Annotated in this window: 23 protein-coding genes; 10 read left to right on the plus strand and 13 right to left on the minus strand. The window is 59.8% G+C overall.

Translation table 11 applies throughout. The features are described 5' to 3' along the window. Nucleotides 1-170 precede the first annotated feature (170 nt). Nucleotides 171-1,043 (plus strand): DegV family protein, encoded by an 873-nt coding sequence (locus FJE54_RS12405; RefSeq protein WP_139653095.1) that lies wholly within the window; start codon nt 171-173, stop codon nt 1,041-1,043. Between the two features lie 87 nt (nt 1,044-1,130). Here FJE54_RS12405 and FJE54_RS12410 read toward each other — a convergent pair whose 3' ends face one another. Continuing rightward, nucleotides 1,131-2,270, minus strand: coding sequence for a pyridoxal phosphate-dependent aminotransferase (locus FJE54_RS12410; RefSeq protein WP_255467420.1), 1,140 nt, complete (start codon nt 2,268-2,270; stop codon nt 1,131-1,133). Nucleotides 2,271-2,370: 100 nt separating this feature from the next. Between FJE54_RS12410 and dinB the strand changes: the two genes are divergently transcribed. After that, nucleotides 2,371-3,750: a DNA polymerase IV gene (gene dinB, locus FJE54_RS12415; RefSeq protein WP_139653096.1), complete on the plus strand. Its 1,380-nt coding sequence runs from the start codon at nt 2,371-2,373 to the stop codon at nt 3,748-3,750. Between the two features lie 111 nt (nt 3,751-3,861). Here dinB and FJE54_RS12420 read toward each other — a convergent pair whose 3' ends face one another. Both FJE54_RS12420 and glf read right to left on the minus strand, forming a co-directional pair. Continuing rightward, complete coding sequence (locus tag FJE54_RS12420) at nt 3,862-4,884, minus strand: glycosyltransferase family 2 protein (RefSeq protein ID WP_139653098.1); 1,023 nt, start codon at nt 4,882-4,884, stop codon at nt 3,862-3,864. A 12-nt stretch (nt 4,885-4,896) separates the two neighbouring features. Further along, nucleotides 4,897-6,117, minus strand: coding sequence for a UDP-galactopyranose mutase (glf, locus tag FJE54_RS12425; RefSeq protein ID WP_139653099.1), 1,221 nt, complete (start codon nt 6,115-6,117; stop codon nt 4,897-4,899). A 176-nt stretch (nt 6,118-6,293) separates the two neighbouring features. Between glf and pta the strand changes: the two genes are divergently transcribed. Next, on the plus strand, nt 6,294-7,298 hold the full coding sequence (gene pta, locus FJE54_RS12430; RefSeq protein ID WP_139653101.1) for a phosphate acetyltransferase: 1,005 nt from the start codon (nt 6,294-6,296) through the stop codon (nt 7,296-7,298). 110 nt (nt 7,299-7,408) lie between these two features. Here pta and FJE54_RS12435 read toward each other — a convergent pair whose 3' ends face one another. The 6 genes from FJE54_RS12435 to rnd form a co-directional block, all read right to left on the minus strand. Beyond that, entirely contained in the window at nt 7,409-8,626 is a 1,218-nt protein-coding gene (locus tag FJE54_RS12435; protein ID WP_139653103.1) for an acetate/propionate family kinase, read from the minus strand. Between the two features lie 171 nt (nt 8,627-8,797). Beyond that, nucleotides 8,798-9,145: a histidine triad nucleotide-binding protein gene (locus FJE54_RS12440; RefSeq protein WP_139653105.1), complete on the minus strand. Its 348-nt coding sequence runs from the start codon at nt 9,143-9,145 to the stop codon at nt 8,798-8,800. A 112-nt stretch (nt 9,146-9,257) separates the two neighbouring features. After that, a complete protein-coding gene (gene xseB / locus FJE54_RS12445) occupies nt 9,258-9,509 on the minus strand; it encodes an exodeoxyribonuclease VII small subunit (protein WP_139653107.1) in 252 nt (83 codons plus the stop codon). After that, complete coding sequence (gene xseA, locus FJE54_RS12450) at nt 9,499-10,818, minus strand: exodeoxyribonuclease VII large subunit (protein ID WP_139653108.1); 1,320 nt, start codon at nt 10,816-10,818, stop codon at nt 9,499-9,501. Before xseA ends, xseB begins: the two co-directional genes overlap by 11 nt. Before the next feature lie 10 nt (nt 10,819-10,828). Next, nucleotides 10,829-11,500: a zinc metallopeptidase gene (locus FJE54_RS12455; protein WP_139653110.1), complete on the minus strand. Its 672-nt coding sequence runs from the start codon at nt 11,498-11,500 to the stop codon at nt 10,829-10,831. A gap of 107 nt (nt 11,501-11,607) precedes the next feature. Continuing rightward, a complete protein-coding gene (rnd, locus tag FJE54_RS12460; protein WP_139653111.1) occupies nt 11,608-12,756 on the minus strand; it encodes a ribonuclease D in 1,149 nt (382 codons plus the stop codon). A 63-nt stretch (nt 12,757-12,819) separates the two neighbouring features. On the opposite strand from rnd, the gene FJE54_RS12465 reads away from it, so the two are divergent. Next, nucleotides 12,820-13,725, plus strand: a complete 906-nt coding sequence (locus FJE54_RS12465) for a diacylglycerol/lipid kinase family protein (protein WP_139653112.1) — start codon at nt 12,820-12,822, stop codon at nt 13,723-13,725. Between the two features lie 30 nt (nt 13,726-13,755). On the opposite strand, the gene FJE54_RS12470 is transcribed toward FJE54_RS12465, so the two are convergent. After that, nucleotides 13,756-14,751 carry a putative endonuclease domain-containing protein gene (locus FJE54_RS12470; protein ID WP_139653113.1) on the minus strand — a complete coding sequence of 332 codons (996 nt, stop codon included), beginning with the start codon at nt 14,749-14,751 and terminating at the stop codon, nt 13,756-13,758. 520 nt (nt 14,752-15,271) lie between these two features. Next, nucleotides 15,272-16,411, minus strand: a complete 1,140-nt coding sequence (locus FJE54_RS12475; RefSeq protein ID WP_139653115.1) for a TerC family protein — start codon at nt 16,409-16,411, stop codon at nt 15,272-15,274. A 247-nt stretch (nt 16,412-16,658) separates the two neighbouring features. On the opposite strand from FJE54_RS12475, the gene FJE54_RS12480 reads away from it, so the two are divergent. The 6 genes from FJE54_RS12480 (at nt 16,659) to FJE54_RS12505 (ending at nt 22,509) form a co-directional block, all read left to right on the plus strand. Beyond that, nucleotides 16,659-17,438: a teichoic acid transporter gene (locus tag FJE54_RS12480; protein ID WP_139653116.1), complete on the plus strand. Its 780-nt coding sequence runs from the start codon at nt 16,659-16,661 to the stop codon at nt 17,436-17,438. Between the two features lie 334 nt (nt 17,439-17,772). Further along, on the plus strand, nt 17,773-18,378 hold the full coding sequence (locus FJE54_RS12485) for a 4Fe-4S dicluster domain-containing protein (protein WP_139653118.1): 606 nt from the start codon (nt 17,773-17,775) through the stop codon (nt 18,376-18,378). Between the two features lie 62 nt (nt 18,379-18,440). Continuing rightward, on the plus strand, nt 18,441-20,999 hold the full coding sequence (gene napA / locus FJE54_RS12490) for a nitrate reductase catalytic subunit NapA (protein WP_139653120.1): 2,559 nt from the start codon (nt 18,441-18,443) through the stop codon (nt 20,997-20,999). A 10-nt stretch (nt 21,000-21,009) separates the two neighbouring features. Then, nucleotides 21,010-21,345: a hypothetical protein gene (locus FJE54_RS12495; protein WP_139653121.1), complete on the plus strand. Its 336-nt coding sequence runs from the start codon at nt 21,010-21,012 to the stop codon at nt 21,343-21,345. A gap of 20 nt (nt 21,346-21,365) precedes the next feature. Beyond that, the gene (locus FJE54_RS12500; protein WP_139653123.1) at nt 21,366-21,614 is read left to right on the plus strand and encodes a chaperone NapD; all 249 of its coding nucleotides are present in this window, start codon (nt 21,366-21,368) and stop codon (nt 21,612-21,614) included. Between the two features lie 10 nt (nt 21,615-21,624). Next, nucleotides 21,625-22,509: a NapH/MauN family ferredoxin-type protein gene (locus tag FJE54_RS12505; RefSeq protein ID WP_139653125.1), complete on the plus strand. Its 885-nt coding sequence runs from the start codon at nt 21,625-21,627 to the stop codon at nt 22,507-22,509. Between the two features lie 72 nt (nt 22,510-22,581). Here the strand turns inward: FJE54_RS12505 and FJE54_RS12510 are convergent, their stop codons facing one another. Both FJE54_RS12510 and FJE54_RS12515 read right to left on the minus strand, forming a co-directional pair. Next, complete coding sequence (locus FJE54_RS12510) at nt 22,582-23,229, minus strand: response regulator transcription factor (protein ID WP_139653127.1); 648 nt, start codon at nt 23,227-23,229, stop codon at nt 22,582-22,584. After that, entirely contained in the window at nt 23,226-24,416 is a 1,191-nt protein-coding gene (locus FJE54_RS12515) for a GAF domain-containing sensor histidine kinase (RefSeq protein WP_139653128.1), read from the minus strand. The genes FJE54_RS12510 and FJE54_RS12515 overlap by 4 nt, the downstream gene beginning before the upstream one ends. Nucleotides 24,417-25,409: the final 993 nt, after the last annotated feature.

Genomic DNA, 25,409 nt, shown 5'->3' on the forward strand with positions numbered 1-25,409 from the left:
CGTAAGGCGTATCGCCCGGATAATCGCATCAAACTTGAACATTATAGGGTAATTTCCTCATTTCCCTGCACCCCAGCCGCACTTTTCAAAATTGTGACATACGAGGTTGGGCGATAATGTTTATACTGGCTCAGGACGCAATTAACGACAAACATGATTCGAGGTGACCTATGGGCTTTGAAATCGTTACCGATTCGAGCAGCAACCTTACCGAAGATATGATCGACGACTTCGGACTCCATATCCTTCCGCTCACGTTCATGGTGGACGGAGAGCAGTACCAAAGCTATCTTAAGGGCGAACATACCGATCTGAAGCAGTTCTACACCATGATGCGCGACGGCAAGGTTATCACGACTTCGCTGCCGAACCTCGCCGATTCCGAAAAGCTCTTCCGCGATCTGCTCGAAGACGGGCAAGATGTTTTGTATCTGGGCTTCTCCAGCGGGCTTTCCGGAACCTACGAGGCCATCGACCTCTTGCTCAAAGACCTCAAGAAAGAATTCCCCGAACGCACGATCCGCTCGATCGAAACGCTTGCCGCTTCGGGCGGCGAGGGATTGCTCGTCTACTATGCGGTTCAGAAGAAACGCGAGGGGGTCGGCATCGATGAAGTGGCCGAATGGGTGAAGGACAACCGCCTGAACCTCGCGCACTGGTTCACCGTGGACGACCTCATGTTCCTGTTCCGCGGCGGACGCGTGTCCAAAACGAGCGCGTGGGCGGGCACCATGCTCAACATCAAGCCAGTGCTCCACGTCGACGACGAGGGTCACCTGATCCCCATGGAGAAGGTTCGCGGCCGCAAGAAATCCCTGAACGCGCTGGTGGACCACATGCGCAAATCGGCTATTGCGCCTATATCCGAACAGGTGGTGTTCATAACGCACGGCGACTGCCTCGAAGACGCGGAATACATCGCCGGAAAAGTGCGCGAAGAATTCGGTGTGAGCGAAGTGCACATCAACTACGTCGATCCGGTCATCGGCGCCCATTCGGGACCCGGCACCCTCGCCCTGTTCTTCTTGGCGGATAAGCGGTAACGCCCGTTCTCGCAAAAATCGAAGCCCCCGGCCTACACGTTCACACGATGGCCGGGGGCTTTTTTCACAAGCGGGTTTTACGTGCCCTCAGCGGGCGCCGATGACGATCTCGCGCAACGCGGAAAGCAGCTTCTCGTTGTCTTCGCGCGAACGCACGCCCACGCAGAAGTATTTGCCGCCGACGATCCCCGGCATGCCCTCCAGCTTGCGTACGAGAAAGCCCGCGAGTTGGAGCCTCAGCACGAGCTCGGACGTGTTCGCAACCGCAAGGTTCATGGGTGCGGCGTAATCGAAAGCGCACATGACGAAGTTGGCCTCGGCAGGGAAAATCTGGATACCAGGAATGAGGTTGAGCATGCATTGCATCCACGGAATCTCGGTATCGAGGAACTCGCGCGTACGTTCGAGGTACTCGGTCGACTCGTTGTACACGTGCGCGCCCACCACCTCGGCGAACATGGACAGCCCCGTGTTATCGAAGAAGCGCTCGATTTGGGCGATCGTATCGGGATGGGCGATGCAGAAGCTGATCGGGATACCCGGCATCGCAAACGCCGAGCTGAGCGAGCGTATGATGATGAGGTTACGGTAGCGATCGATGAGAGGTATCATGCTCTCGCCGCCCAAGGTGAGCTCGATGAGGCTCTCGTCCACCACGACCCACGAACATGCCTCGAGGTAGTTCTCGAGCGTCTGCCGGGGAAGCAGACGGCTCGTAGGGTACGTGGGATTCGCAAGCACGGCCGCATCGAACGAAAGTCCCCTTTCGCGGGCCGTGTTCACATCGGGCACGACAAACGTATGGGGGCTTGCCAGCTCGACGACATCGTGGCCGGCATTGGCCACGGCGAGCATGAACTCGGGCGCTGCAGGCGACACGACTCCTACCGAACAGGGCTGGTAGGTCTGCGCGACCGACCTCACCATATCGCTTACCGACGTGCCGCAGAGAAAGGATTCGGGGGCGACGCCGTATTTGCGTGCGAGCGTAGCGCGAAACGTGTGGGCGCTGCGATCGGGCATATAGCTCAGCTCGCCGTCGACGAGCGCCGTGTGCATGGCGCGTATGAACGCTTTCGGCGTGCCGAGCGGATTGGCCGTTCCCGAGAAATCGAGCCAGTTCATCTCGGTCCTGAGCTCGTAAGGAAGCGAAAGCGGCTTTTCGGGCTGCACCGTTGCTGCGCTGCGAACGCTCGAGCGCGTATTGAACCCGAAGAGAGCCGACAACCTTCCACGTCCTTTCCGTATGCATCGTATTCTGAGACAGGGGAAACAATCCTAGCACAATTCGGGCACGTATAGCGCGACATGTTAGACTATCAGCACGATGGATCGCACTTACGGACATACCGAGCACGACGTACCCGCACAGCAGCACGGCCCTGCCTCTCAAGATGCGCGCTCAGAGAACACAATCGATACCCCAGAAGACGAGCCGACGGCTCTGCCCCCTTGGACCGGGCCCGCCATTCTGCTCGTGGACCTTGATGCGTTCTTCGCCTCGGTCGAACAGCTTGACCACCCCGGATGGCGCGGCAAACCCGTCATCGTCGGCGGCGATCCCGCAAAGCGCGGCGTGGTGTCCACCGCGTCGTACGAGGCGCGCCCGTACGGGGTGAGAAGCGCGATGCCGTCTTCGCAGGCTGCGCGCCTCTGTCCCGACGCCATATGGACGCACGGCCACTACGGCCGCTATCGCGAGATGTCCAAAACGATCATGGACATCTTGCTCGACGAGAGTCCCCGTATCCAACAAGTGAGCATCGACGAGGCGTTTCTCGACATCTCCCCCACCCCTCACGCCCCCGAGCACCCTATCCTCATCGCGCAGCGCATCCAGCGCAGAGTCGCCGAGCTCGGCGTCACCTGCTCGATCGGACTCGGCACCACGAAGACCATTGCAAAGATCGCCTCCGACATGGACAAGCCTCAAGGCCTCACCATCGTCTACCCCGGTCGCGAAAAGGATTTTCTCTCACCGCTTCCCATACGCACGATGAGCGGCATCGGGCCTGCGGCGGAGCGCGAGCTCATCGCGCACGGCATCCATACGCTCGGCGACTTGGCGAAGGCCGACGAATCGCTTATGCATCGCATCTTCGGAAAGAACGCGGAAATGATACTCGCGCGGGCCAACGGCGGCGATACGACGCCGGTTTCAGATGACGACCCGGTCAAATCGGTGTCGAACGAGATGTCATTCGCCGAAGACCTCTCGACCGATACCGAGGTGGACGGAGCTATCGCAACGATGGCCGCGAAAGTGGGCAGGCGGTTGCGCAAGAAGGGCATGCGCGGCCATACCGTGGGCCTTAAAATGAGGTTTTCGGACAGAAGCATCCGCAGCGTCCAGAAGCGGCTCGAGCGGGCTACCGACGATGATCTCGCGTTCACGCCGCTTCTGCGCCGCATGGCGCGCGAGATATGGGAACCGGGTATCCCGGTTCGCCTCATCGGGGTTGCCGTCACCGGGTTCGAAGACGACGAGCCGGAGCAGAAAACGTTGTTCGATGTGGCCGAAGAGGCTCCGAGCGGCGAAGACGTCAAACCTCTCATAGCAGACGACGCGAAACGCGGCGGCTTGCTCGAGGCGACCGACAGGGTGAAGGACCGCTTCGGCGAGAGTGCCGTACAGTTCGGACACGAGCTTTCCATGAAGAACCGTACGACGGGTTCGGGTTCCAAGAACGCATCTGACTACAAGTAGATCCCGCCGCCGATCAGGCCGGTCTCGAAGAAGGCGCGTGCACAAACGCGAATCCCGAGCCTACAGGCGCGCCTTGAGCCCGATCGACGCCTTGACGGCTGCCGATCGACGCTAGTTGAATTTGAATATCTTCTGAGCCATGCGGTAGCCCGTCAATCCGATCCTTCGCCCGAACTCGGTCGGCAGATTCGTGCCCATGTTGAGCACGCTGCGCCTCGTGCGCCGGTACAGCGCTTCGTTGCGGCGTTTGAGGTACATCCATATCTCCTCGCGCTTATCCTCCGACTCGTCGGTGTTCTGCATACGCAAGAAGATAGAGCAAATGCACATCATCATTGAAAGATAGTTCTCCATGTAGTGCTCAAGCTTCTTTTCGGCCACGTCGTCAGGAAGGCGCACCGAATCGATCATGATGCGCGTAACGCGCAGCTGCTGATCGATGCGGGACATCATGACGTTCTCGTTCACGCTCTGATCTTCGCGGCCGATGAAGTAACGGTACATGTCGACGTCGCGGTAGTAGATCGACTTCACGTGCGGCAGGGGCACGTACACGAAGATGTTGTCCACGTAGAAGGTGTGCTCGGGAAGCTTCAGATCGATGTCGCGCAAGAGCTCGGTTCGGTAGATCACGGAGTGCATGAGCAGATACTGGCTCTGCGAAAAGTGCCCGATTTCGCTCCAACCGAACTCGCGACCTTCCGGGAAAACGTTTCGGTAGTGCATGACGGTGCGCTTGGCTTCGTGCACTTTCTCATACACATAGTTGCCGATCACCATGTCGGTGGGGTCCGCGCGCTCGGTTTGCGTACGCAGATACGCCATGATCTCGCGCATGGCCGCCTCGTCGAGCCAGTCGTCGGAATCCACCACCTTGTAGTACAGTCCGCTCGCTTCGGCGAGCCCCGCGTTAACCGCCGATCCGTGCCCGCCGTTTTCTTTACGGATGGCTTTGATGATATCGGGGTGACGCGCCTGCCACGCTTCGGCCTTGGCCCCGGTGTCGTCCTTCGTCGAGCCGTCGTCGACGATGAGTATCTCTATATCGTCGCCGCACTTCAAAATCGACTCGATGCAGGCATCCATGTATTCAGCGGAGTTGTAGCAGGGTACGGCGAAGCTGATCGTCTTCATGCGCTGTCCCGACTATTCGGCGGCGACGAGCTCGTCGGCAAGCGCGAGAGCGCGGCCGATGATGACGTCCATGTTGTAGTAGCGGTACTCGGCGAGCCTGCCGAGCGGATGGAAGTTGCAAAGCCCGCTCGTCAGCTTGAGGTAGCGCTCGTAGTGGGCGTTGTTCTCATCGTTGATGATGGCATAGTACGGGATCTGCGTCTTCGGATCATCGTAGGGATGCGAGTACTCCTTCATGATGGTCGTCTTCGGGTGCTCTTGTCCCGTCAGGTACTTGAACTCGGTGATGCGGGTGTAGTCCTCCGTCACGGTAAAATTGACCGTACCGCAGGGCAGCACGTGCTCGGCATCGTGCGTTTCGTACGCGAAATCGAGACTACGGTACGGCAGCCTGCCGAAACGCGAGAGGAACAGCTCGTCGAGCGGTCCCGTATAGACGATGGGCCCCGTGAATTCGACGTCTTTGATGCAGATGGCGGTAAGCGGCGCGTCCTCTTCGTTGCTCTCGAACTCGAGATCGAAGATGCTTTCGGCTTCGGTCGAAAGGCAGATGTCGATGAGCTCGTGATCGAGCATGCTTTCGAACAGGGCGGTGTAACCATCCTGCGGCATGCCCTGGTACGCGTCTTGGAAGTATCGGTTGTCGCGCGAGACGAACACCGGAACGCGAGCCGTTACGCTCGGGTCCACTTCTTCGGGCGTGAGGCCCCACTGCTTTTGGGTGTAATACAGAAACACGTTCTTGTAGATGAAGTCCGCGATTTCCGAAAGCTCGGGATCGGCTTGCGCGCGCAGCTCATTGATGGTTACCTTGCGCTCGTCGCCGAACGTCTCGATGAGCTTATCGGTGAGATGCTGGGCCTTTTCTTCGCCGAACGCTATCTCCATGGAATTTTTGTTGAACGGAACGGGAAGGTAGGTGCCGTACCAGTCGGCGAGCACCTCGTGCTCGTAGGTGCGCCATGCGGTGAAGCGCTTGATGTAGTCGAACGCGCGCCGATCGTTCGTGTGGAAGATATGGGGCCCGTAGCGGTGCACGAGGATACCGGCCTCGTCGTACTCGTCGTACATGTTGCCCCCGATGTGCTCGCGCTTCTCGATGACCACCACGCGCATCCCTGCACGTTCGGCGAGCTCCCGTGCGACGACGGCGCCCGCAAAACCGCTCCCCACGACGATCGCATCGTAGTCGGCTATGTCGAGCTCCTTGAAACTGCGCACTTGTACACCCATGTGAACCCTTCCTGAGAAACCGTATAGAGATGCATCGCCCCGTCGCGTCGGTGCCCGGATGCGTGCAGCGGCTTATTTCCCGCATATTCTGCCGAGAAGCCATTTTACCGTGAGACCTTGCGCGTTGCCCCATTATCATATAATTTGGATAAATTCAGAAAGGACGGACTTACATTATGGGATCTTTCATCGACACTGTTCTCGCGAAAGCTGCGAGCGACAAGCAGACCATCGTGCTGCCCGAGGGCGACGACGAGCGAACCCTGAAAGCAGCTGAAGCGATTCTTGCCGATGATATCGCCGAACTCATCATCCTCGGCGACGCCGAAGCCATAAAAAGCAGCTCCTACGCGCTCGACGGTGCAACCATCATCGACCCGCGTACGGCAGACGAGCGCGAAGAGTTCGCCACCGCCCTCTTCGAACTGCGCCGCGCAAAGGGCATGACCGAGGATCAGGCACTCGAGCTCATGGACAACGTTTTGTACTTCGGCAACATGATGGTGAAACTCGGACGGGCAGACGGCATGGTGTGCGGGGCTTGCCATTCCACTTCCGACGTGCTGAGGGCATCGCTGCAGATCTTGAAAACCGCGCCCGGCGTGCGGCTCGTGAGTGCGTTTTTCATCATGATCGTGCCCGATTGCGAATACGGCGACAACGGCGTTTTTCTGTTCGCCGATTCGGGCCTTGAGATACAGCCCGATTCAGAGCGGCTTGCGAACATCGCCGTTAGCTCCGCCCAGTCGTGGAAGACCCTCATCGGAACCGAGCCCGTTGTGGCTATGCTTTCCCACTCCACTTACGGCTCAGCATCCGCCAACCCCGACCGCGACAAGGTGAAGGAAGCAACCGAGATCGCCCAGGAGCTCGCGCCCGGCGTGGCGATCGATGGAGAACTGCAGCTCGACGCCGCCATCGTGCCCTCCGTCGGAGCATCGAAAGCGCCCGACTCGCCCGTTGCGGGACGCGCCAACGTGCTCATCTTCCCCGACCTCGATGCGGGCAACATCGGCTACAAGCTCGTACAGCGTCTCGCGAAAGCAGAGGCATACGGACCGATCACTCAAGGACTGGCCGCTCCGGTGAACGATCTTTCCCGCGGTTGCTCGGCCGAAGACATCGTAGGCGTTATCGGCATAACCTGCGTGCAATCTCAAGCTAAGAAGGCGCAGGCGTAGGCTTTAGCCTCAAACGCCGGCGCACGCAAAGCGGCTCCTGTCGTATTTGACAGGAGCCGCGGTTTTTTTGCTGCGACGTGACCGGTTGCGGCGTATCGCGATCAGTGGCCCTACTCGTCTTCGACGAGCTGGCTTTTCGCGTACACGATGTCGTAGGTGTCGCGGGCGATCATGTACTCTTCGTTCGTGGGGATGATGATGATCTTAACGCGCGAATTGTCCGCCGAAATCTCGCGCTCGAAGCCGCGCTGGCGGTTCTTCTCCTCGTCAAGCACGATGCCGAGCGGCTGCAGACCCGTAAAGATCATGCGGCGCATCTTCTCGCAGTTCTCGCCCACACCCGCCGTGAGGACGATGGCGTCGACGCCGCCCATGACGGCGATGTACTGGCCGATGTACTTTTTGACCGAGTTCGAATACATATCGTAGGCGAGCTGCGCGCGCTCATGGCCGCTCTCCGAGGCCTCTTTCACGCTGCGCAGATCGTTGCTGATGCCCGAAATGCCCAAAAGGCCCGATTTCTTGTTCATAAGGTCGTTGACCTCGTCGGTCGAAAGACCCTCGTGATCCATGATGAACGGCACGATAGCCGGGTCGATGGCTCCGCAGCGGGTTCCCATCATAAGTCCATCAAGCGGCGTCAGGCCCATCGAGGTATCCACCGCAACGCCGTGGTCGATGGCGGAGGCGGAACAGCCGTTACCGAGATGGCAGGTGATCAGCTTGAGTTCGTCGAGCGGCTCGTCGAGCACGGCTGCCGCCCTCTCGGCGACATAGCGGTGCGACGTGCCGTGCGCGCCGTATTTGCGGATCGCATGTTTCTCGTACAGCTCATAGGGCAAGGGGTACATGTAGGCCTTCGGCGGCAACGTCTGGAAAAACGACGTGTCGAACACCGCGACCATCGGAACGCCCGGCATGAGCTCGCGGCAGGCGTTGATGCCCATGAGCGCCGCTTTATTGTGCAAAGGCGCAAGTTCGGCGAGCTCGTCGATCTTAGCGATAACGTCGTCGTCGATAAGCGCTGATTTGTCGAAGTACTTGCCGCCCTGCACGACGCGGTGTCCGATCGCATCGATTTCGTCGAGCGAATCGATCGCCTTCGTAGGCCCGTCGAGAAGCGCGTCGATGACGAGTGCCATCGCGGCGTTGTGATCCTTCAGTTCGGCATCGAGCACGTGCTCGTTTTCGTCGAGGCCGTGCTTGTGGAAAGCACCGCTCGATCCGACTCGCTCGCAAATGCCCTTCGCAAGGAGCTTATGCTGCTCAACGTTGACCAATTGGTACTTCAGCGACGATGATCCTGCGTTAACCACCAATACGTTCAAAACTCCGCCTCCTTGTGCTCGGTAAGGTGTTAATTTTAGGCGTTATACGGCGTTAAGCGAACGTGGATGGTCCAGGATGTCGGCAAGCGGCAGCGCGCTATAGAAACTACACACCTGCACGAGGGCAGGTGCAAGCCGTCGGTGCGCGGTCTGGCCGTAGTGTGTCGCTCCTTACGCGAGAGCGGGCGACCCCGTGTTCATGGGTGCGCCGCCGAGCACGTGAACGTGCAGATGGTGCACTGATTGCTGGGCGTCGTCTCCGGTGTTCACGATGACGCGGTAGCCCGAATCGGCGATGCCCTTGATCTCGGCCACCTTCTTAACCGTATTGAACACATACCCCAAAAGCTCGTCCGGGATACCGTCGCCAATGTTTGCGAAATGCTCTTTGGGGATGATGAGCGTATGCACGGGCATCTGGGGCGCCAGATCCTCGAACGCGAGCACGCGATCGTCTTCGTACACGACCGTTGCGGGAATCTCCCCTTTCGCTATCTTACAGAAAATGCAGTCGTCCATGCCGGTTCCTTTCGCCTGATCCCTTCGTTTGCCGCCGGTCCGAGTGACCGCGGCGCTTCCTGACACACCATCGCAACCGCCGGATCGATGATGCGGTTCGGTGCGGTCCATCCTACGACAACGTTGAATCGGTCGCCTCGTCGTCGATTCCCACCTCAAGCTCGCCCATAAGCACGTCGACTTTCTGCTGCGCCTCGTTCAGCCGCTTTTTCAGCGCCCCGAGAAGCGCAACGCCGCGCTCGTAGCTCTTCAGGCTGTCTTCGAGCTCGAGCGTGTTACCCTCGAGTACGCCCACGATGCCTTCGAGCTCCGCCATCGCCTCGCGAAACGTCATATCCTCAATCGATTTGAGCTTATCGTCCATCGCAGCCTCCAAACATAACGCTTTCCGTCGTTATCTTTTCTTTCCCGTTCACCGTACAGGCAAGCCCGCCGTCGGCAACTTCGATCCGAACCGATTCGCCGGTATCGACCGCATCGACGCTCTTGAGAACGGCACCACGCTCGTCTTTTGCGATCGCGTAGCCCCGCGAGAGGATCGTGAGCGGCGACAGGTCGTTCAGGCGCGCAGCGCCCATGGCCACCTGGTTTTCGAACCGGGGCAGCAGGCCGGCGCCAACAGCGCGGACGCGCTCTTCGAGGTGCGAAACCCTCACCGCGTCGCGCTCAATGTTCAAGGGAATCGCCCGTTCAAGACGGTCCTCGAACAAATCGATGCCCTGCGCTTCGACGGCGAACAGCATGTTCGGATCGGCGAACACGGGGCGCTCGGCCACGCGATCGAGCGCAAGGTGCGCCCGCTCTATCCTTCCGGCAAGCGCCCGATAGAGCGCATCGGTGCGCACCTTGAGGTCAGCGGCAAGGTTCGCGCAGGCGGAGCTTACCGTTTCGGCTGCTGCAGTGGGCGTAGACGCCCGCACGTCGGCCACCATGTCTACGATGCAGGTGTCGGGCTCGTGCCCGATGCCCGTAACGACCGGGACTGTAAGCGATGCGACCGCGCGCGCCAAGCCCTCGTCGTTGAACGGCATGAGATCCTCGAACGATCCGCCGCCGCGGACGAGCAGCACGACCTCGGCTCCCGCTTCACATACGGCCTGCAGAGCGGCGGCAAGCCCTGCCGGTGCGCGCTCGCCTTCGACTGTAACGCCTGCGAGCAGCACGGTCGCGAGCGGATGGCGCCGCCGAAGCGTTCTCAGCACGTCGTGCACCGCAGCCCCGCGCGGCGACGTGACGAGGCCTATGTGTTCGGGAAGGCGCGGCAGGGGTTTCTTGCGGTCGGCGCGCATGAGGCCCTCCGCTTCGAGCTTCTTGGCGAGGTTCGCCACTTTAAGGCGCAGGTTCCCCTCGCCTGCAAGCGAAAGCCCGAACACGTCGAAGTTCATGCGGCCCTTCGGCGCGTACAGGGTAAAGCGGCCGGTCAGCTCGACGAGCATACCTACGCGCAAATCGACCCCTGCACTCTGGTAGCGGTTCAGCCACATCATGCAGGGCATGCAGGCACCCGAGTCCTTGACCGTGAAGTACACGGCTTTGTACCCCGGTTTGTTGGAGACTTCGGAAACCTCGCCGATAAGCTTGATCGTGAACGACTCGAGCGACTTCTTCGCAAGCGCAAGCGCCGCCGATACGCTCAACGGCTCGTCGCTTTGCGCCCCGCTCCTTTCAACCATGCCCGCTTGCCTACTCGTTGCCGCGAAGCGAGAGCAGGTAGAGCAGCTGGAGGATCGAGGTGAGCGCCGCTGCCACGTACGTGAACGCGCAGGCGCGCAGCACCGAGAAGGCGCCTGTCTGCTCGCCTTGCGAGATGCCGGTCGAACCGAGGTAGGCCATGGCGCGGCGGCTCGCGTTGAACTCGACGGGCAGCGTGACTATCTGGAAGATGACCGCTGCGGCGTACATGATGATGGCGAGGTCGATGAGGCCCGCAAGGTTCATGAAGATACCGATCAACAGCAAAAACATCCATGCGTTCGATGCGAGGTTAACCACCGGCACAAGCGCGCTTCGAACCTTCATGGGCGAATACCCTTGGGCGAACTGCACGGCATGGCCCGCCTCGTGGCAAGCGGTTGCGATGGCGGTGATGCTCGTTCCGTTGTACTCGTCGGGACCGAGCGAGATCGAGTTGGTGCGCGGATCGAAATGGTCCTGCCCGGGCGCTCCCTGATGGACCGTCACGCCGCCTACACCGTGGGAGGCGAGCATGCGGCGCGCCATCTCGGCACCCGAGATGTTGAGGGCCGACGGAACCTTCTTGTACTTCTTCAGTTTCGAGTTAACGTAGTACGTCGCGAACCCGCCGATAGCGAGCGTGACGACGATTAATGCGATGTAGAGGGGGCTTATAACCATAGCTCTCTCAAGCTCCTTCGATATGCGTGCGGAACACCTCCGCACCTGCCTTCATGTGTCGTATCCATTATACGGGAATCGGTAATCTGTTCGAAAACCTCACAGGATTACTGTGAAGTTTCCGTAACCTTGAGCACACCTTTGTCGAGGCTGAGCGTGAGGTTGCCCGCAAGCAGTTCGAGCAGCTCCGCACCCACAAGCGCGCGCCTCCATCCGCGCAGAAGATCGATGCCCTCTGTGTAGCCGCGCGCCACCTTGGCCAGATCGTCGTGCGAGGCGAGCGTCGGGAACGCTACCCCGTTCTCCTTGGCTCTCAGGCGCACAAGCGCGCACATGAGATCGAGCTCCGCATCGACGTTTCTTTCGTTTCGGCTGTTCCGATCGGTTTCGGGCCAGGTTTCCTTCGGCGCATCGAGCCCCTTTGCAATGAGCGAGACGATGGTGCGCGCATCTTTCGTGCCGATCTTGTCGCCGATGCCGCGCACCATGAATAGCTCGTCGATCGTACGTGCCTCCCGTTTGCAGGCTTCGACGATCTGCTCGTCGGTAACGATCCACTTGCGGGGAAGATCGCGACGCTGCGCCTCGAGTTCGCGCCACGCCGCCACCTCGCGAGCGGCCGAGAGCTGCTTGCGCGAGAGCTGCGATACGCGCTTGAGCCTGCGATAGCGCTCACGCTCGTCCGTCTCGAAACGCTTTGGGTCTGAGAGGGCCTCGAAATCCTGATCGAGCCAATGGAGTCTTCCCTTCTCCTCAAGCGCCGCATGCATCGACGCGTATATCCTCGGCAGGTAGACCACATCATCGGCAGCGTATTCGAGCTGCGATTGCGAAAGCGGTCGGCGCGACCAATCGGTGAACGAATCGACCTTCTTAAGCTGCACGCCGCATTCCGCATACACGAGCGCAGCGTATCCGATCTGCTGGGTATGTCCGAGCAAGGCCGCTGCTATCTGCGTGTCGAAGATCGGTTTCGGCAGAATGCCGATCTCGCGGTAGAGTATCTCGAGATCCTGGCCGCCTGCATGGAACAGCTTCACAATCGACTCGTCTTCGAGCAGAGGTGCAAGCACGCTCAGATCGTCGATCGCGAACGGATCGACGATCACCGTCTCGGAATCGGTCGCTATCTGGAGCAGGCACAGCCGCGCATAATAAGTTTTCTCGCGGAGGAATTCGGTGTCGATGGCAAGTACGCTTGATTCTTTCGCACGCTTTGTAAACGATTCGAGTTCGTTTTGGTTTGCTATGTACAACGGACATCCTTCATGTTTTCTCATTCTTTATGATGTACTATCATAACAACAGAAAGGGAATCTGTGAAACTGCTTGTCATCAACAATCTTGCATCGGGCTTCGGCGAAGGCGCCATTTACGACTTCGTGCGCTCGTTCGCGGGCGATGGCGACGAGGTCTGCATCCGCTCGACCGACGGGACGACCGACCTCGCAAGCCTGCTTCGCGGTGCTTCTGATTACGACGCCGTCGTGGCAAGCGGCGGAGACGGAACAGTTGCAGCCGTGTGCTACGAGCTTCGGCATTCGGGTATCCCCGTCCTTCCCTTCCCCGCCGGGACCGCCAACATCCTTACGCTCAACCTCGCTTCGCCGATCGAACCCCATGCGCTTGCAAAACTCACGAAACACGGCCAGACACTCGATTTCGACCTCGGCGAGATAGAGGTTGCGGGCACGTCGTTCGGATTCGCCATCATGGCAGGTGCCGGCTACGATGCCGCCATCATGCACGACGCGAAGCCGAACAAGAGGCTTTTGGGGCCTATGGCCTACTTCTCGGCCGCCATCACCAACCCCCTGCCCGAGGTTTCAAAGTTCACGATCACCATCGACGGCGAAACCATCGAACGCGAGGGACTCGGAATCCTGCTCGTGAACTTCTCGAAAATCCAATTCGACATCTCGGTTACCCACGAAAACGAGCCCCGCGACGGCGAATTCGAAGTGGTCATCCTCAAGGCTGAAAACGCGTTCGGCCTCATCCCCGCGGTGGTTGCCGGCCTGCTCGACCGCGGAGGCGATTTCCCCGACCGCAGCGACGCCCTCGAAATCCACCGCGGCTCGAACATCGAGGTTTCGGCCGATCCGCCCATGCACGTGCAGTACGACGGCGAGGCGACCGAGCTGACGACGCCGTTTTCCGCACGCATCCTCAAAGGAGCCACTAAGCTCATCGTCTCCGACGAAGGCTACGAGCAGTTCTCGTAAGGCGATCGCCGCGCGCAAACGTTGGGCGGCTTAATCCCAATAGTGCGCTTTCGCGATATCGAGCCGTGCTCGCAATGCATGGTACGCCTGTAGTTGAGCAGGGGTTTGCGGTCGAAGCTTTTTTCCCATGCGACGGGCGATCTGCCGCGCGACCTTTCTCAGTTCTTCCGCATCGTTCATTTGAAGCTTTGTGACGCCAATGATCGTTACGCCTCTGAACACGAGGTCGTTTCGCCGCTTCGTATCGCTCGAGATGTTTTCGGATCCCGTATGGTGCTTGTCGCTGTCGTATTCGATGGCGAGCTTTTCTTCAGGCCAGTACAAGTCGCAATCGCGCCGGCTTCGTTTCGACATGGCCTGCGAACGGTTGTCGCGGTTGATCGAATAGTTGAGCCGAGGTTTCTTAAGTGCGAATCCACCCAAACTGCGCGACAGCGTAAGCAGCATGACAAGCGCAGTCTCACGCGGCGAAGCCGAACCATTAATGAGATACCGCAAAGCGCGAAGCGCCTTCTTTCGGCCGTGAGCGCCCTGCGCCCGTTCCAGAAACGCAGTCAGTTTCTCAACGGTGGTGAGCGGCCGACCGAGCTGAGAGGCGCGACCGCTTCCGGCGTCGATCGAATACCTGCCGCATAGTTCGAATCCGAACAGAATGAGACCGACGAGATCCAAATCGTTTGCCCGCTGAAGAAATACGAATTCTGGTGTGCTGACGAGAAACCCGTCTCCCGCTTCGACGAACGATCCCTCGGGAACCGGTCCCTTCCAAGAGCGGCTTACGATAGATGCGGTGGACGTCCGCGCGGACTCGCCGCCGACAAGCACGCAGAGCGGCAGCCTGCATCCACCTGGTCGTCGGCCGCCCTCAGAAAGCTGCGGTTTCTCGCGCGCCGCAAGAGAAGCGCGCGCTTTCCTCGTTGCAACTCGCCGCTGCTGCCATGTTCGCAGAAAAGCAGGGCCGACCGTGTTCCAGTACTCGCATGCCGACAGGTAGCCAACCAGTATGTAGGTAGCTCGCTTCTCCATGCCGACAGAATACCCCACATTGCACGATTATGCGCGATGTTTCCCGTTTCGCTGGTGTGTTTTTAAGGAAAGACGCTGCAAGGATCAAGCTTTCAGGAGCCATTTTGGCGGTGCCGAGCTATATAGGTGCAAAATCTGACGGTTTGGTAAATCGAACGGGATGCTTTTCGCAAACCGAAACAGTCAACCGGGTCGTTTCCCCAGATTGCGAATTGCGAAACGCCAGTGCAATCAATTCCGACGGCGGCTTAACCGTTGGCCCATTTACCAAACCGTCAAATTTTGCACCTACTTTGCCGACGAGCACCAAACCCCAAGGGAAAGGGCCGCTCGCGTTGGCGACCCTTCCGAATCGGCACGCGTACGGCGATTCGCTCTTGCCCGAGCGGCACGCGTAAACCATGCGTGCAATCTAGAGCCCAGCGAAGCGTCCTGAGCGGGGCGGGTATAAGTCCGGTTAGCTTTTCACTTCATTTCTCGAGGGTTCGGCAACGCGTCCCCTCGCTTTGCCCTCAGAACGCTATTCGCCGCGGGTCTTGTCATCCGCATCTGCAGATTCGTCTTCCCCGACAACGTCCTCGACTTCCACGGCTTCGGCCGGGATCTCGAGTGGGGCGCCAAACGCAGCATTTGCGTCAGACGAGGTTGCCATGAGCTCCTTGAACGATGCGGCGTCCTCGCCCGCCATCGGCATCATGACGTAGACGTTGTTGCCGATAATGACGGGCTGAATGCGATCGCGTGCAGGCTCTTTTTGAGCGCCGCCCGCAATCCCGGACTTTGCTGCAGCCTCGGCAGCGGCGCGTTCCTCGGCGATGCGTCCCTCCATTTCGGCGCGCACGGTTTCGATCTGGGCGGCCGTCTCGTTCTTCCAGCGATCCTTGCGCCAGCTGAGGAAGTTCTTGTTGTAGCGCATCTGGATGAGCTCGAGCACGATGCAAAACACCATGGCGAAATACACAATGAGCTTCTCAAGCGGCATATGCAGAAGCTCGATGCCGGTGTGAAAGCCCGCGCTGTCGATGACGAGCAGCCCGCCGATGGCGATGATGAACGTGAGCGCGAGCATTTTCATCTCGGGGTGGCCGTTGATGAAATTCGAGATGGGGTCGATGAAGATCATCATCATGAAGACGGCGAGCATGACGGCGATGATCATGATGATGAGGTGGTCTGCCATGCCGACGGCCGTGATGACCGAGTCGATAGAGAACACGAGGTCCATGACCATGATGGTTCCGACAGCTTGCGGCAGCGTGATCATATGGAGCGCTTTGTGCTCTTCGCAATGCTCGGCTTTGATTTCGGTGAGTTTGAGCATATCGCGCAGCTCGGCGATGCCCTTATATATAAGGTACACGCCACCGATGAGCAAAACGAGGTCGCGCACCGAGAACCCGTGGGAATACGCACCGAGGTCGAGCGTAAAGAGCGGTGTGGTCATATGGACAAGATACGAGGCGAAGCACAAAAAGATGATGCGCATGACAAGCGCGCCGGCCAGACCGAGTTTGCGGCCGATGTGCTGCTTTTCTTCGGGCAGGCGGTTCGTCGTGATCGAGATGAACACAAGGTTGTCGACGCCGAGGATGATTTCGAGGAAGATGAGCGTGATGAGGCTGATCCATGCCTCGGGCGTGGTAAAGATCGATAGATCCACAGGTTCTCCTTTTTCTCGTCTTGCCGCATCGGGTCGCACTCGGTCACAAAAAAGACTCATGGCACAGCTTCTCTACTGCGCCATGAGTCTCGTTATTTCAGACACGCCAGGTTTTACCCAGGATGTTGACGTGCCGCATAGGATGTATGCCAACTACTCCCTCACGGTGGGCTGTATCCTACCATGAGCTTATCTGCCGCGCAATGCTATAATGCCCGAAGTACAAAAAGGCCCCAGGAGATACGCCATGGCATTGCACGACCACAAGCCCGAATACGTCGACACCGACGACACCGTCCGCTACCTTGACGGAAGCTCCCTTTCGCGTCCGTTCGACCTACCCCGAAACCAATGGTTGATCGCGGCGGTGTTCTTGGTTGCGGCCATCGGCATCGGCGGTTATTTCGGCTTTCAGATCATCGACGAGGTGGTGAACGCCCCTGCCCGCGCCGCTGCGAGCCTCGAGGAAAACCTTAACCGCGACGTAGCCCTCGACCTCCCTTCACTGATCGAGCTTGTGAACTACAGTAACGAAGACATCCGCGCATCGTTCGACGAAGCGGGATATACGATATACGACAAGACCGATGAGGAAACAGCCGCCGCAGGAGTCGGATTCGATCTCATCAAGCTTCCGAGCGACGTGAGCCTCGAGGAAGCGGGTCTTCTGTACCTGCAAGGCGTTTCGAACCTCTCCGCCGCCGACGCAGCCAAGCTCCTCAACGGTTCGTGGGAGATAACGGTCGACCGCGCGAGTGGAACCGATTTCCGCGTCAGGTACGCCGACTTCGCCTCGGGCACCGTCGATGCGGCCATTCAAAACGCCATCATCGCCGAAGGGCTCAGCGACACGACGTTCGGCGACTCGGGCGTCGATGGATCGGGCAACACGTTTCAGGCGGGCACGGTCGCCATCGGCGACGCCACCTACACCTGGCAGGTTTCGGCATGTCCGCTTTCGGGCGTGTACGACAACGACGGCCTTCCCGAAAGCGCCGTGTACGTAGGCGTTCGCCTGTACCTCTGATCGATCGGCGGCAGACTCTCGCCGCGCCCGGGCGTGCGGCAATCATCGCAGGCCTCGTTTCGGACACGCAATAAAATTGTCGGGCTGAAAGCACGGTTTCGGCGCAAAAACCGTGCTTTCAGCCCGACAATGCGCCTACGCCGAGCAACAGCCGCAGCCGCCCGATGAAGACATGCGAGAGCCTTACTGTCTTTGCAGGTCAATTTTATTTCGATATCTGAATAGTAGAAATCCCTACCATCCAAGGGGTATTTCTCCTCAGAACGCCCGTAACTCCCCCGATTGCCGCTCTGCGCGTCTGGATGCACGATGTACCCAGACGAATTGGGGGCTCATGAGTATATCCGGGATCACAAAACTCTTACCGTACGCCGCAGCAGCCTTGCTCGGCGCACAGGCCGTCTCGTTCGCCGCTCGGCCGACAGATGATCTGCTGCGGCCTCCCGGGGCCCAAGACGAGAAGGACTTCGCATCGAAGTGCATCAAGTGCGGACGCTGCATCCAGGCATGCCCCTACGCGGCCCTTGTCCCCGCGGGTCCCAATACTGGCTCGGCCGTCGGTTCGCCGACGCTCGACGTACGCGAGCAGGCCTGCAGACTCTGCACCGACTTCCCCTGCATCGAAGCGTGTCCAACCGAAGCGCTTTGCGCCGTCGAGGCGATCGAAGACGTGAACATGGGATATGCCGTCATCGACGAGGAGCTCTGCATTGCGCTTGCGGGTATGCGCTGCGAGGTGTGCTATCGCGCCTGCCCGCTCATCGACCGTGCGATAACCATCGATTACCGACTGCGCGAAGGCGATTCTATTCATTCCATCTTCGCCCCCGTCATCGACCAGGAGGCGTGTGTCGGATGCGGGCTGTGCGTCGAGCGGTGCGTGGTAAGCGAGCCGGAGGTTGCCATCAAGATTGTGCGGCAAGACCCCGAACGCTCTTAGTGCATGCACTGCCTGCAAGACAGTGTAGCTATAGCAATGTAAAGGATTTGGGAGGAAACGGTATGGACATTTCCAGACGAAAGTTCGTGAAGGCGACCGCTGTCGCCCTCGCAACCGCAGCGGCCGGGGGATCGCTCTCCATGCTCGTAGCTTGTTCGGGCCAAGGAGCTACCGCTGAAGCTGGAGGCGAGACTCAGAAGTTCAGCTCGGTGTGCCGCTTCTGCGGGTGCGGGTGCGGCGTTATCTGCGAAGTCAACGAAAGTGGACGCCTCATCTCGGTCACGGGCGACCCCGACAACCAATCGAACAAAGGCCTCAACTGCGTCAAGGGATACTACCTTGCCAAGGTGCTCTACGGCGAAGACCGCCTGACCACCCCGCTTATCCGTGACGACGCCTCCACGAAGGGCACCGAGGGGGGCTTGCGGGAAGCAAGCTGGGACGAAGCGCTCGATCTCGTGGCGACGAAGCTCAAAGAAACCTGGAAGAACGACAAGTCGCGCCTTGCGTTTTGGGGATCGGGCCAGCAGCCCATCACCGAGGGATACGTGACGGCGAAGTTCTGGAAGGCGGGCCTGCTCTCCAACAACATCGACCCGAACGCGCGTTTGTGCATGGCGAGCGCCGTCGTCGGATTCATGAACGTGTTTCAGACCGACGAGCCCGCCGGCTGCTACACCGATCTCGACTACGCAGACGTGTTCGTCACCTGGGGCGCCAACATGGCAGAAGCCCATCCGGTGCTCTACTCGCGCCTGACGGCCCGCAAGCTTAACGATCCGGGCGTCAAGCACTACGATCTCGGAACATTGCGGACGCGCACCTCGGCGAGCGCGGATAAGACGCTCGTGTTCCATCCGGGAACCGATCTGGCCATCGCGAACTGCATCGCGAACTACCTTGTCGAAAACGAACTTTACGACGCCGACTTCGTTGAAGACCACCTGCAGTTCAAGGCCGGTACCGAAAACATCGGGAACGCCTACGAAGACACGTACGACGCAAGCGACGTGGGTCAGTCGGTCGATAAGGTGTGGAACATCGAATTCGCCGAATACGCGGAGATGCTCAAGCCCTACACGTTCGAATACACCTCCCAGCTCTCGGGCGTGCCCGCAGAAGACCTCAAAGAACTCGCCGAGGTGTTCGCCGACCCCGATAAGAACGTCATGTCGTTGTGGACCATGGGCGTGAACCAGCACAACCGCGGCACCTGGATGAATCACAATATCTACAACATACACCTCCTTTCGGGCAAGATCGCCCAGCCGGGGTGCGGCCCGTTCTCCCTCACGGGCCAGCCCACGGCCTGCGGTACGGCGCGCGAGGTCGGCACCTTCTCGCACCGCCTTCCCGCCGACCTCCTCGTCGCCAACCCGCAGCACCGCCGTTACTCCGAAGCCATCTGGGATCTGCCGGACGGCTACCTCGACGAGATACAGAAACCCGGGTTCCATACGGTCAAGATATTCCGCGAGCTGTCGAAGGGCAACATCGACTTTCTGTGGTCGGCCCACAACAACTGGGCCCAATCGATGCCGAACCTCACCCGCTTCCTCGGCCGCGGCGATCAGAAAGGCATATTCGACGCGTTCATCGTCGTAAACGAGGTCTATCCCACCCTCTCCACCCAATACGCCGACGTCGTGCTTCCTGCAGCCATGTGGGTCGAGCGCGAAGGCCAGTTCGGAAACGCCGAGCGCCGCACGGCCATCTTCGAGAAGGCCGTGGATCCTCCGGGAGATGCGAAATGGGATCTCTGGATCATCCTGCAGGTTGCAAGCCGCGTGCTCGAGGGCGAGAAGATCGGCTCCGAGGATGCCTTCGACAAGCTGTTCGGGTTCATCTGGGACAAATCGGCAGGCGACTTCACGGGCGATTCGCGCCAAACCAACATCGACATCTGGGAAGAGTACCGCGTGTTCTCGAACCCGTCGATGAATGAGAAGGCGAAAGCCATCAACGACAACGCCTCAGGCGAGTTCGACGGCAAGCTCAAGATGGAAGCCAAGCAGCTCGCGCCCTACGAGGAGTACCTGACAAACCACGGCCTCACGTGGCCCGTGCGCGAAGTCGACGGGAAATGGCTTCCTACGTTGTGGCGTTTCGCGAACGGCTCGCAAGAAGAGGGCTTCGACGAGGTCGGTATCGCCCAGTACGGCGAAGAAGGCCTCGCAGGCGGCATCAGCTTCTACAAGACCGCAAAGGGAAAGCCGTCGGTGGTGTTTCGCCCGTACGAGCCCCCCGCCGAAGAACCCGACGACGAGTACCCCTTCTGGTTCTGCACCGGGCGCTTGCTCGAACACTGGCACACCGGCACGATGACCCGCCGCATCCCCGAACTCGACCGCGCATTGCCCGAAGCGCAGCTCAACGTGCATCCGGACGACTGCGCGAAGCTCGGTGTGACCGACGGCGATCTCGTCCGCGTGAAATCCCGCCACGGAGAATTCGAGATTCACGTTTCGACTTCGGGCCGCACCGAGCCGGCTCCGGGTGTCGTGTTCGCGCCGTTCTTCGCGCAAGAAACACTCGTGAACCTGGCTGTGCACGACTACTACTGCCCGCTTTCCAAAGAGCCGGATTACAAAAAGACCTGCGTGTCGATCGAGAAGGTGTAAGGAGCTTATCATGAAGAAGCGCATCATCACGGCATGTCTGTGCCTGGCCGTCGCCGGTTCGCTCGGCGTGTTCGCCGGATGCTCCGAAGCGCCCGCAGGCGCAAGCGGCGCCGAAGCGGTAGCGGCCGAGGGAGCGCCGGCGCTCCAGCCCACCGACCATGCCGGCAAGTTCGAGCGCGGCGGAGCCAACATGTGCTACGGGTGCCACGGTAACGGTTCGCTTGCGAACCCTCAACTCAAGGGTGCCGTTATCATCCCCGAGGACCATTACGCGGATGGAAGCTACGATTCCAAAGAACTCGATCCTTTGCGCGCGGAATGCATCACCTGCCATCCGGTTGCCTAAGCTTCCAGAAAGGACATCTCATGGTTATCTCAAGCCTTGTCGTCGATGCTGTACCCGGAAAAGAGCACGCGATCGCCGATCAGCTCGTCCAGATCGACGGCGTCGAAGTACACAGCATGGAGGAGAACCGCATCGTCGTGACCATCGAAGCCGAAACGGTCGACGATTCCCATGCTATTGCTTCGGGGTTCATCAACATCGAAGGCGTCATGAACATCAACCTCGTCTACGCGAACTTCGAAGACGATCCGAGCATCCGAAAGGCTTAGAGGCGAAGCTATGAGCATCGAAGCTGTGAACAGATCCCCCCGGAAGCGCTGGCTCGCATGCCGCAGAATTGTGCAAATCGGCTTTCTGCTGGCCTTCATCGCACCCGTCATTGCAGCCGGGTGGGGTCTGTTCGGACTTACCCAAGGCGGCGATGACCGCATGGCGACTCCCGCCGAGATGCCGCTGTTCGGTACGCTGTCCTCCTCTGACGTGCTCGGAGTCAACCTGCTCGACCCGTTCGCCGCACTCGAGATAACCGCTGCATCGAAGAGCTTCGCATTCGACTGGCTTTTGTTCGCCCTGCCCGTACTCGTCGTATACGCACTGGTGCGCGGCAGGGCGTTTTGCGGCTGGATATGCCCGGTGAACCTTCTGCTCGAAGGCATCGATTGGCTGCGGAAAAAGCTGGGGATACAGGTAGCTGAAAGGACGGTGCCCCGCCACGCGAAGCTTTGGGTCGCGCTTGGCGTCATCACCCTTTCCCTTATCACCTCGATACCTGTGTTCGAAGCCTTCTCGCCCATCAGCGCCGTCAACAAGGGCATCCTCCTCGGCAGCCTCGCCGGTATCTGGACGCTTGTCGGTATCGTGGTGCTCGAGCTGTTCTGGAGCCACCGCGTGTGGTGCCGATCGCTGTGCCCTGTCGGCGGCTTCTACGAAAGCATCGGCAGGATCGGACTCGTCAACGTGCGCATCGACCATGAAGCCTGCATTCACTGCGACGCATGCAAACACGCATGCCTGGCCGATCCCGAAATACTCGATCCGGCCCTTTCCGAACAGGAAGATTTCGTACGCGCGGGCGACTGCATGGCATGCGGCAATTGCATCGACTCCTGCCCCACCAAAGCGCTTTCCCTGCACGTCGGACTCGATCACTACCGCAAGGCCTGATTTAGGGTTTCCCACCTGCACCGCCGTTTCGGCGGTGCAGCGCGCTTGCTCGCGTGCTCAAGGGCAACGCGCTCAGATGTCGAGGAGTTTATGCGCCATGGCGTACGCGACGAGATCAGCACGGGTCTTCAACCCGAGCTTCGCGTAGATCTTGCTCCGATGGGCCTCGACGGTCTTGACCGAGAGGAAGATGAGTTCCGATATCTCCTTGTTCGTATACCCCTTCGCGAGCAGCTGCAGTATCTCGAGCTCGCGGGTCGAGAGCTTCTTGTACGACGCATCGGCCTCGCTTCCATCACCTGTGAACAGCTGCTTGGTCAAACTTGCAGCCATTTTGGGATGGATGTAGGTGCCTCCACCGACAACCGATTTGACCGCACCCAGCAGTTCCTCCGAGCTCGAATTCTTGAGCACGTAGCCCGACGCGCCGCCCCTGAGCGTGAAGTAGAGGTACTCGGGTTCAGCGAACATCGTGACGATGATGATGCGCGTATGGGGATGGTCTTTCGCGATACGCTCGCATGCCACAAGGCCGCTTTGCCCAGGCGGCATCGAGATATCCATAAGCAGCACGTCGGGCTTCTCCTTGGCGACGACCTCGTAGGCTTGCATGCCGTCGGCCGCCTCGCCCACCACCGCCATCTCGGGATCCTGCTCGATGAGCATCCTGAAGCCCGAGCGTACGATCTCGTGATCGTCTGCCAACACGATGCGTATCATGCCGCCCCCTCGTCGGTTCTCATGGGCGCCACAAGCGTTACCGTCGTGCCGCCTTCGCCTGATTCAATCGAGAGCGTTGCGCCGATCAGGTTTGCGCGCTCTTTCATACCGGGAAGGCCGCAGCCGCTCCCCTTCACCTCGGGGTTCGAAACATCGAACCCGCGGCCCTCATCGGAAATCTCCACGCTCAGCCAGCCGCCCGCCTCTTCGATCGATACGGTTATGCGGTCGGAGTCCGAATACTTGCACGCATTGAGGATAGCCTCCTGGCAGATGCGGTACGCCTGCGTTTCGAGCGCTTGGGGAAAGCGCTCGCTTGCCAGGCCGCCTTCGAACACGATCTCCGCACCGTACGTCTTCTCGAAAATGACGGCCTGAGAACGCAGCGCCGATGCGAAGCCCAGATGGTCGAGCGCCGAGGGGCGCAGCTCGACGGTGATGTTGTGGAGTTCGTCGAGAATGCGCTCGATGTTGCTGCCCGCCTCATCGATGATCGCTCGCTCCTCTTCCCCGAGCCCCATCTCGCGCAGACGCTTAAGCGAGAACGACACCGACCAGAGCTCTTGCGCGATGCCGTCGTGCAGTTCGCGCGAAATGCGCTTGCGCTCGTCTTCCTGCGCTCCGATGATCCGGGTAATCTCCGAATGGGACACCGGCCCGTCCGATGCAGCAGGACGCTTCTCCTCGACGATCTTCTCGAAGTTCATGAACCCTTCCGAGACGACCTGCAAATCGCACAGCACGCCGTCGAGGTCGTCGATCATGCGCTGGTAGATTGCCACTTGGCCTTCGCGAACGGTCCTGAACGCCGCCAAAAGCGACCCCACCACGCGCCCGTTCTTCGTAAGCGGCAGCGCGCAGAAGCTTCGAAGGTCCTCGGCGAACACGATAGGATACGACGAGTACTCCTGCGGGTCGATTTCCTCGTCGATGTCGGTGAAGAGCATGGGCTTGCCCGATTTGATCACGATGCCGCCGATGCCGTGGCCCGGTGCGAGCACGATGCGCTTATGGCGCTCGCCGGTGGCACCTGCGCTGTAAATCCACTTCAGCGGAGCGCCCACGAAAGCCGTGAGGCCGATCGCCACGAAATCAAACCCGTAGCGGTTTCTGAGGGCTTCGGCAGTCTGCGCATAGTGCGTGCATCCGCCGGCCAGGGTCTCTTCAGGAAAATTCGACGCAGCCATATATCCCCGTTCATGCTGTTCAGTTCGTTTTGCCTGTTCCATGATAGCACTTGGGCAGAAAAGCGCGAGCGGTTTATCGGGAAACGATAGCAGGGGGTGCGGGATTCGCATTTCGCGATGCTATTCAGGGCTCGCTAGCGGAGCTGCTCTACCAAATTCGGCTTCGCGGAAACAGGGAGCGGCCCTCGCCCTAGGCTGCTTTCAGGCATGCTGCCGCTTCCCGAAGCGCGAATTGCCTACCGCAACCTTACGTGGGCCATTTCCCGAAGTTTTTTCGGGAAGCGGCTTTTCAGCTGCTAATCCAGGATTGTACGTGAAACGGGCTGTTTCTGGCCAATTGTCTCGGCCGTCCCATGCTCTTCCCGCCTCGGCCGAAACGCCGGGATCGTCGCACCTTTGTGAGCTGGCCATACAAATCTCGAGGCATCGCCGTGGGCAACGCATTGAAGCTTTTGCGGCCCTTTTCGTGGGACGGCCGAGACAATTGGCCAGAACAGGGTCCTCCCGCATGCAAGCCCCCGCCTGCGAACCGATGCTGACGCTGCCCCGCAAAGCACCCGATGGCGATCCGGCCTACGCCCATGAAGTCCCGGCGCGCGACAACCGCGCAAGGGCCCCAGCGCGCCTTGGAGCCCCGTCCGCCCTCAGCCACTCCGCAGGCGGTCGGTTGGCGGCGGTTGCGTCCGCGCGTCGATGGCGGCATGACGGCGGACCGCCCCTGAAAGCCCAAAAAGCCGCGCTGTGAAGGGATCGGGCGGGTTTTCGGGCCCGCTTCGGGCCGCGGGCGGCGGCCTCTCCCGCGGCCCTCGACATCGCAAGCCATCGACCTGGCGTTTCCCGAGTCGGTAGTTCGATGCGAGAAGGTAGCGCATTACCGGGTCCTTCACAGCGCGACTTTTTGGGCTTTCGACCCCCCGTTTAGCTGTTAGATGGTTGCGAAAGGCCCGCTATGCGACGCACGAGAGCCTCCGATGATCTTTTTGAGAACGAAAG

The sequence above is a fragment of the Raoultibacter phocaeensis genome (assembly GCF_901411515.1).
GTDB classification, from domain to species: domain Bacteria; phylum Actinomycetota; class Coriobacteriia; order Coriobacteriales; family Eggerthellaceae; genus Raoultibacter; species Raoultibacter phocaeensis.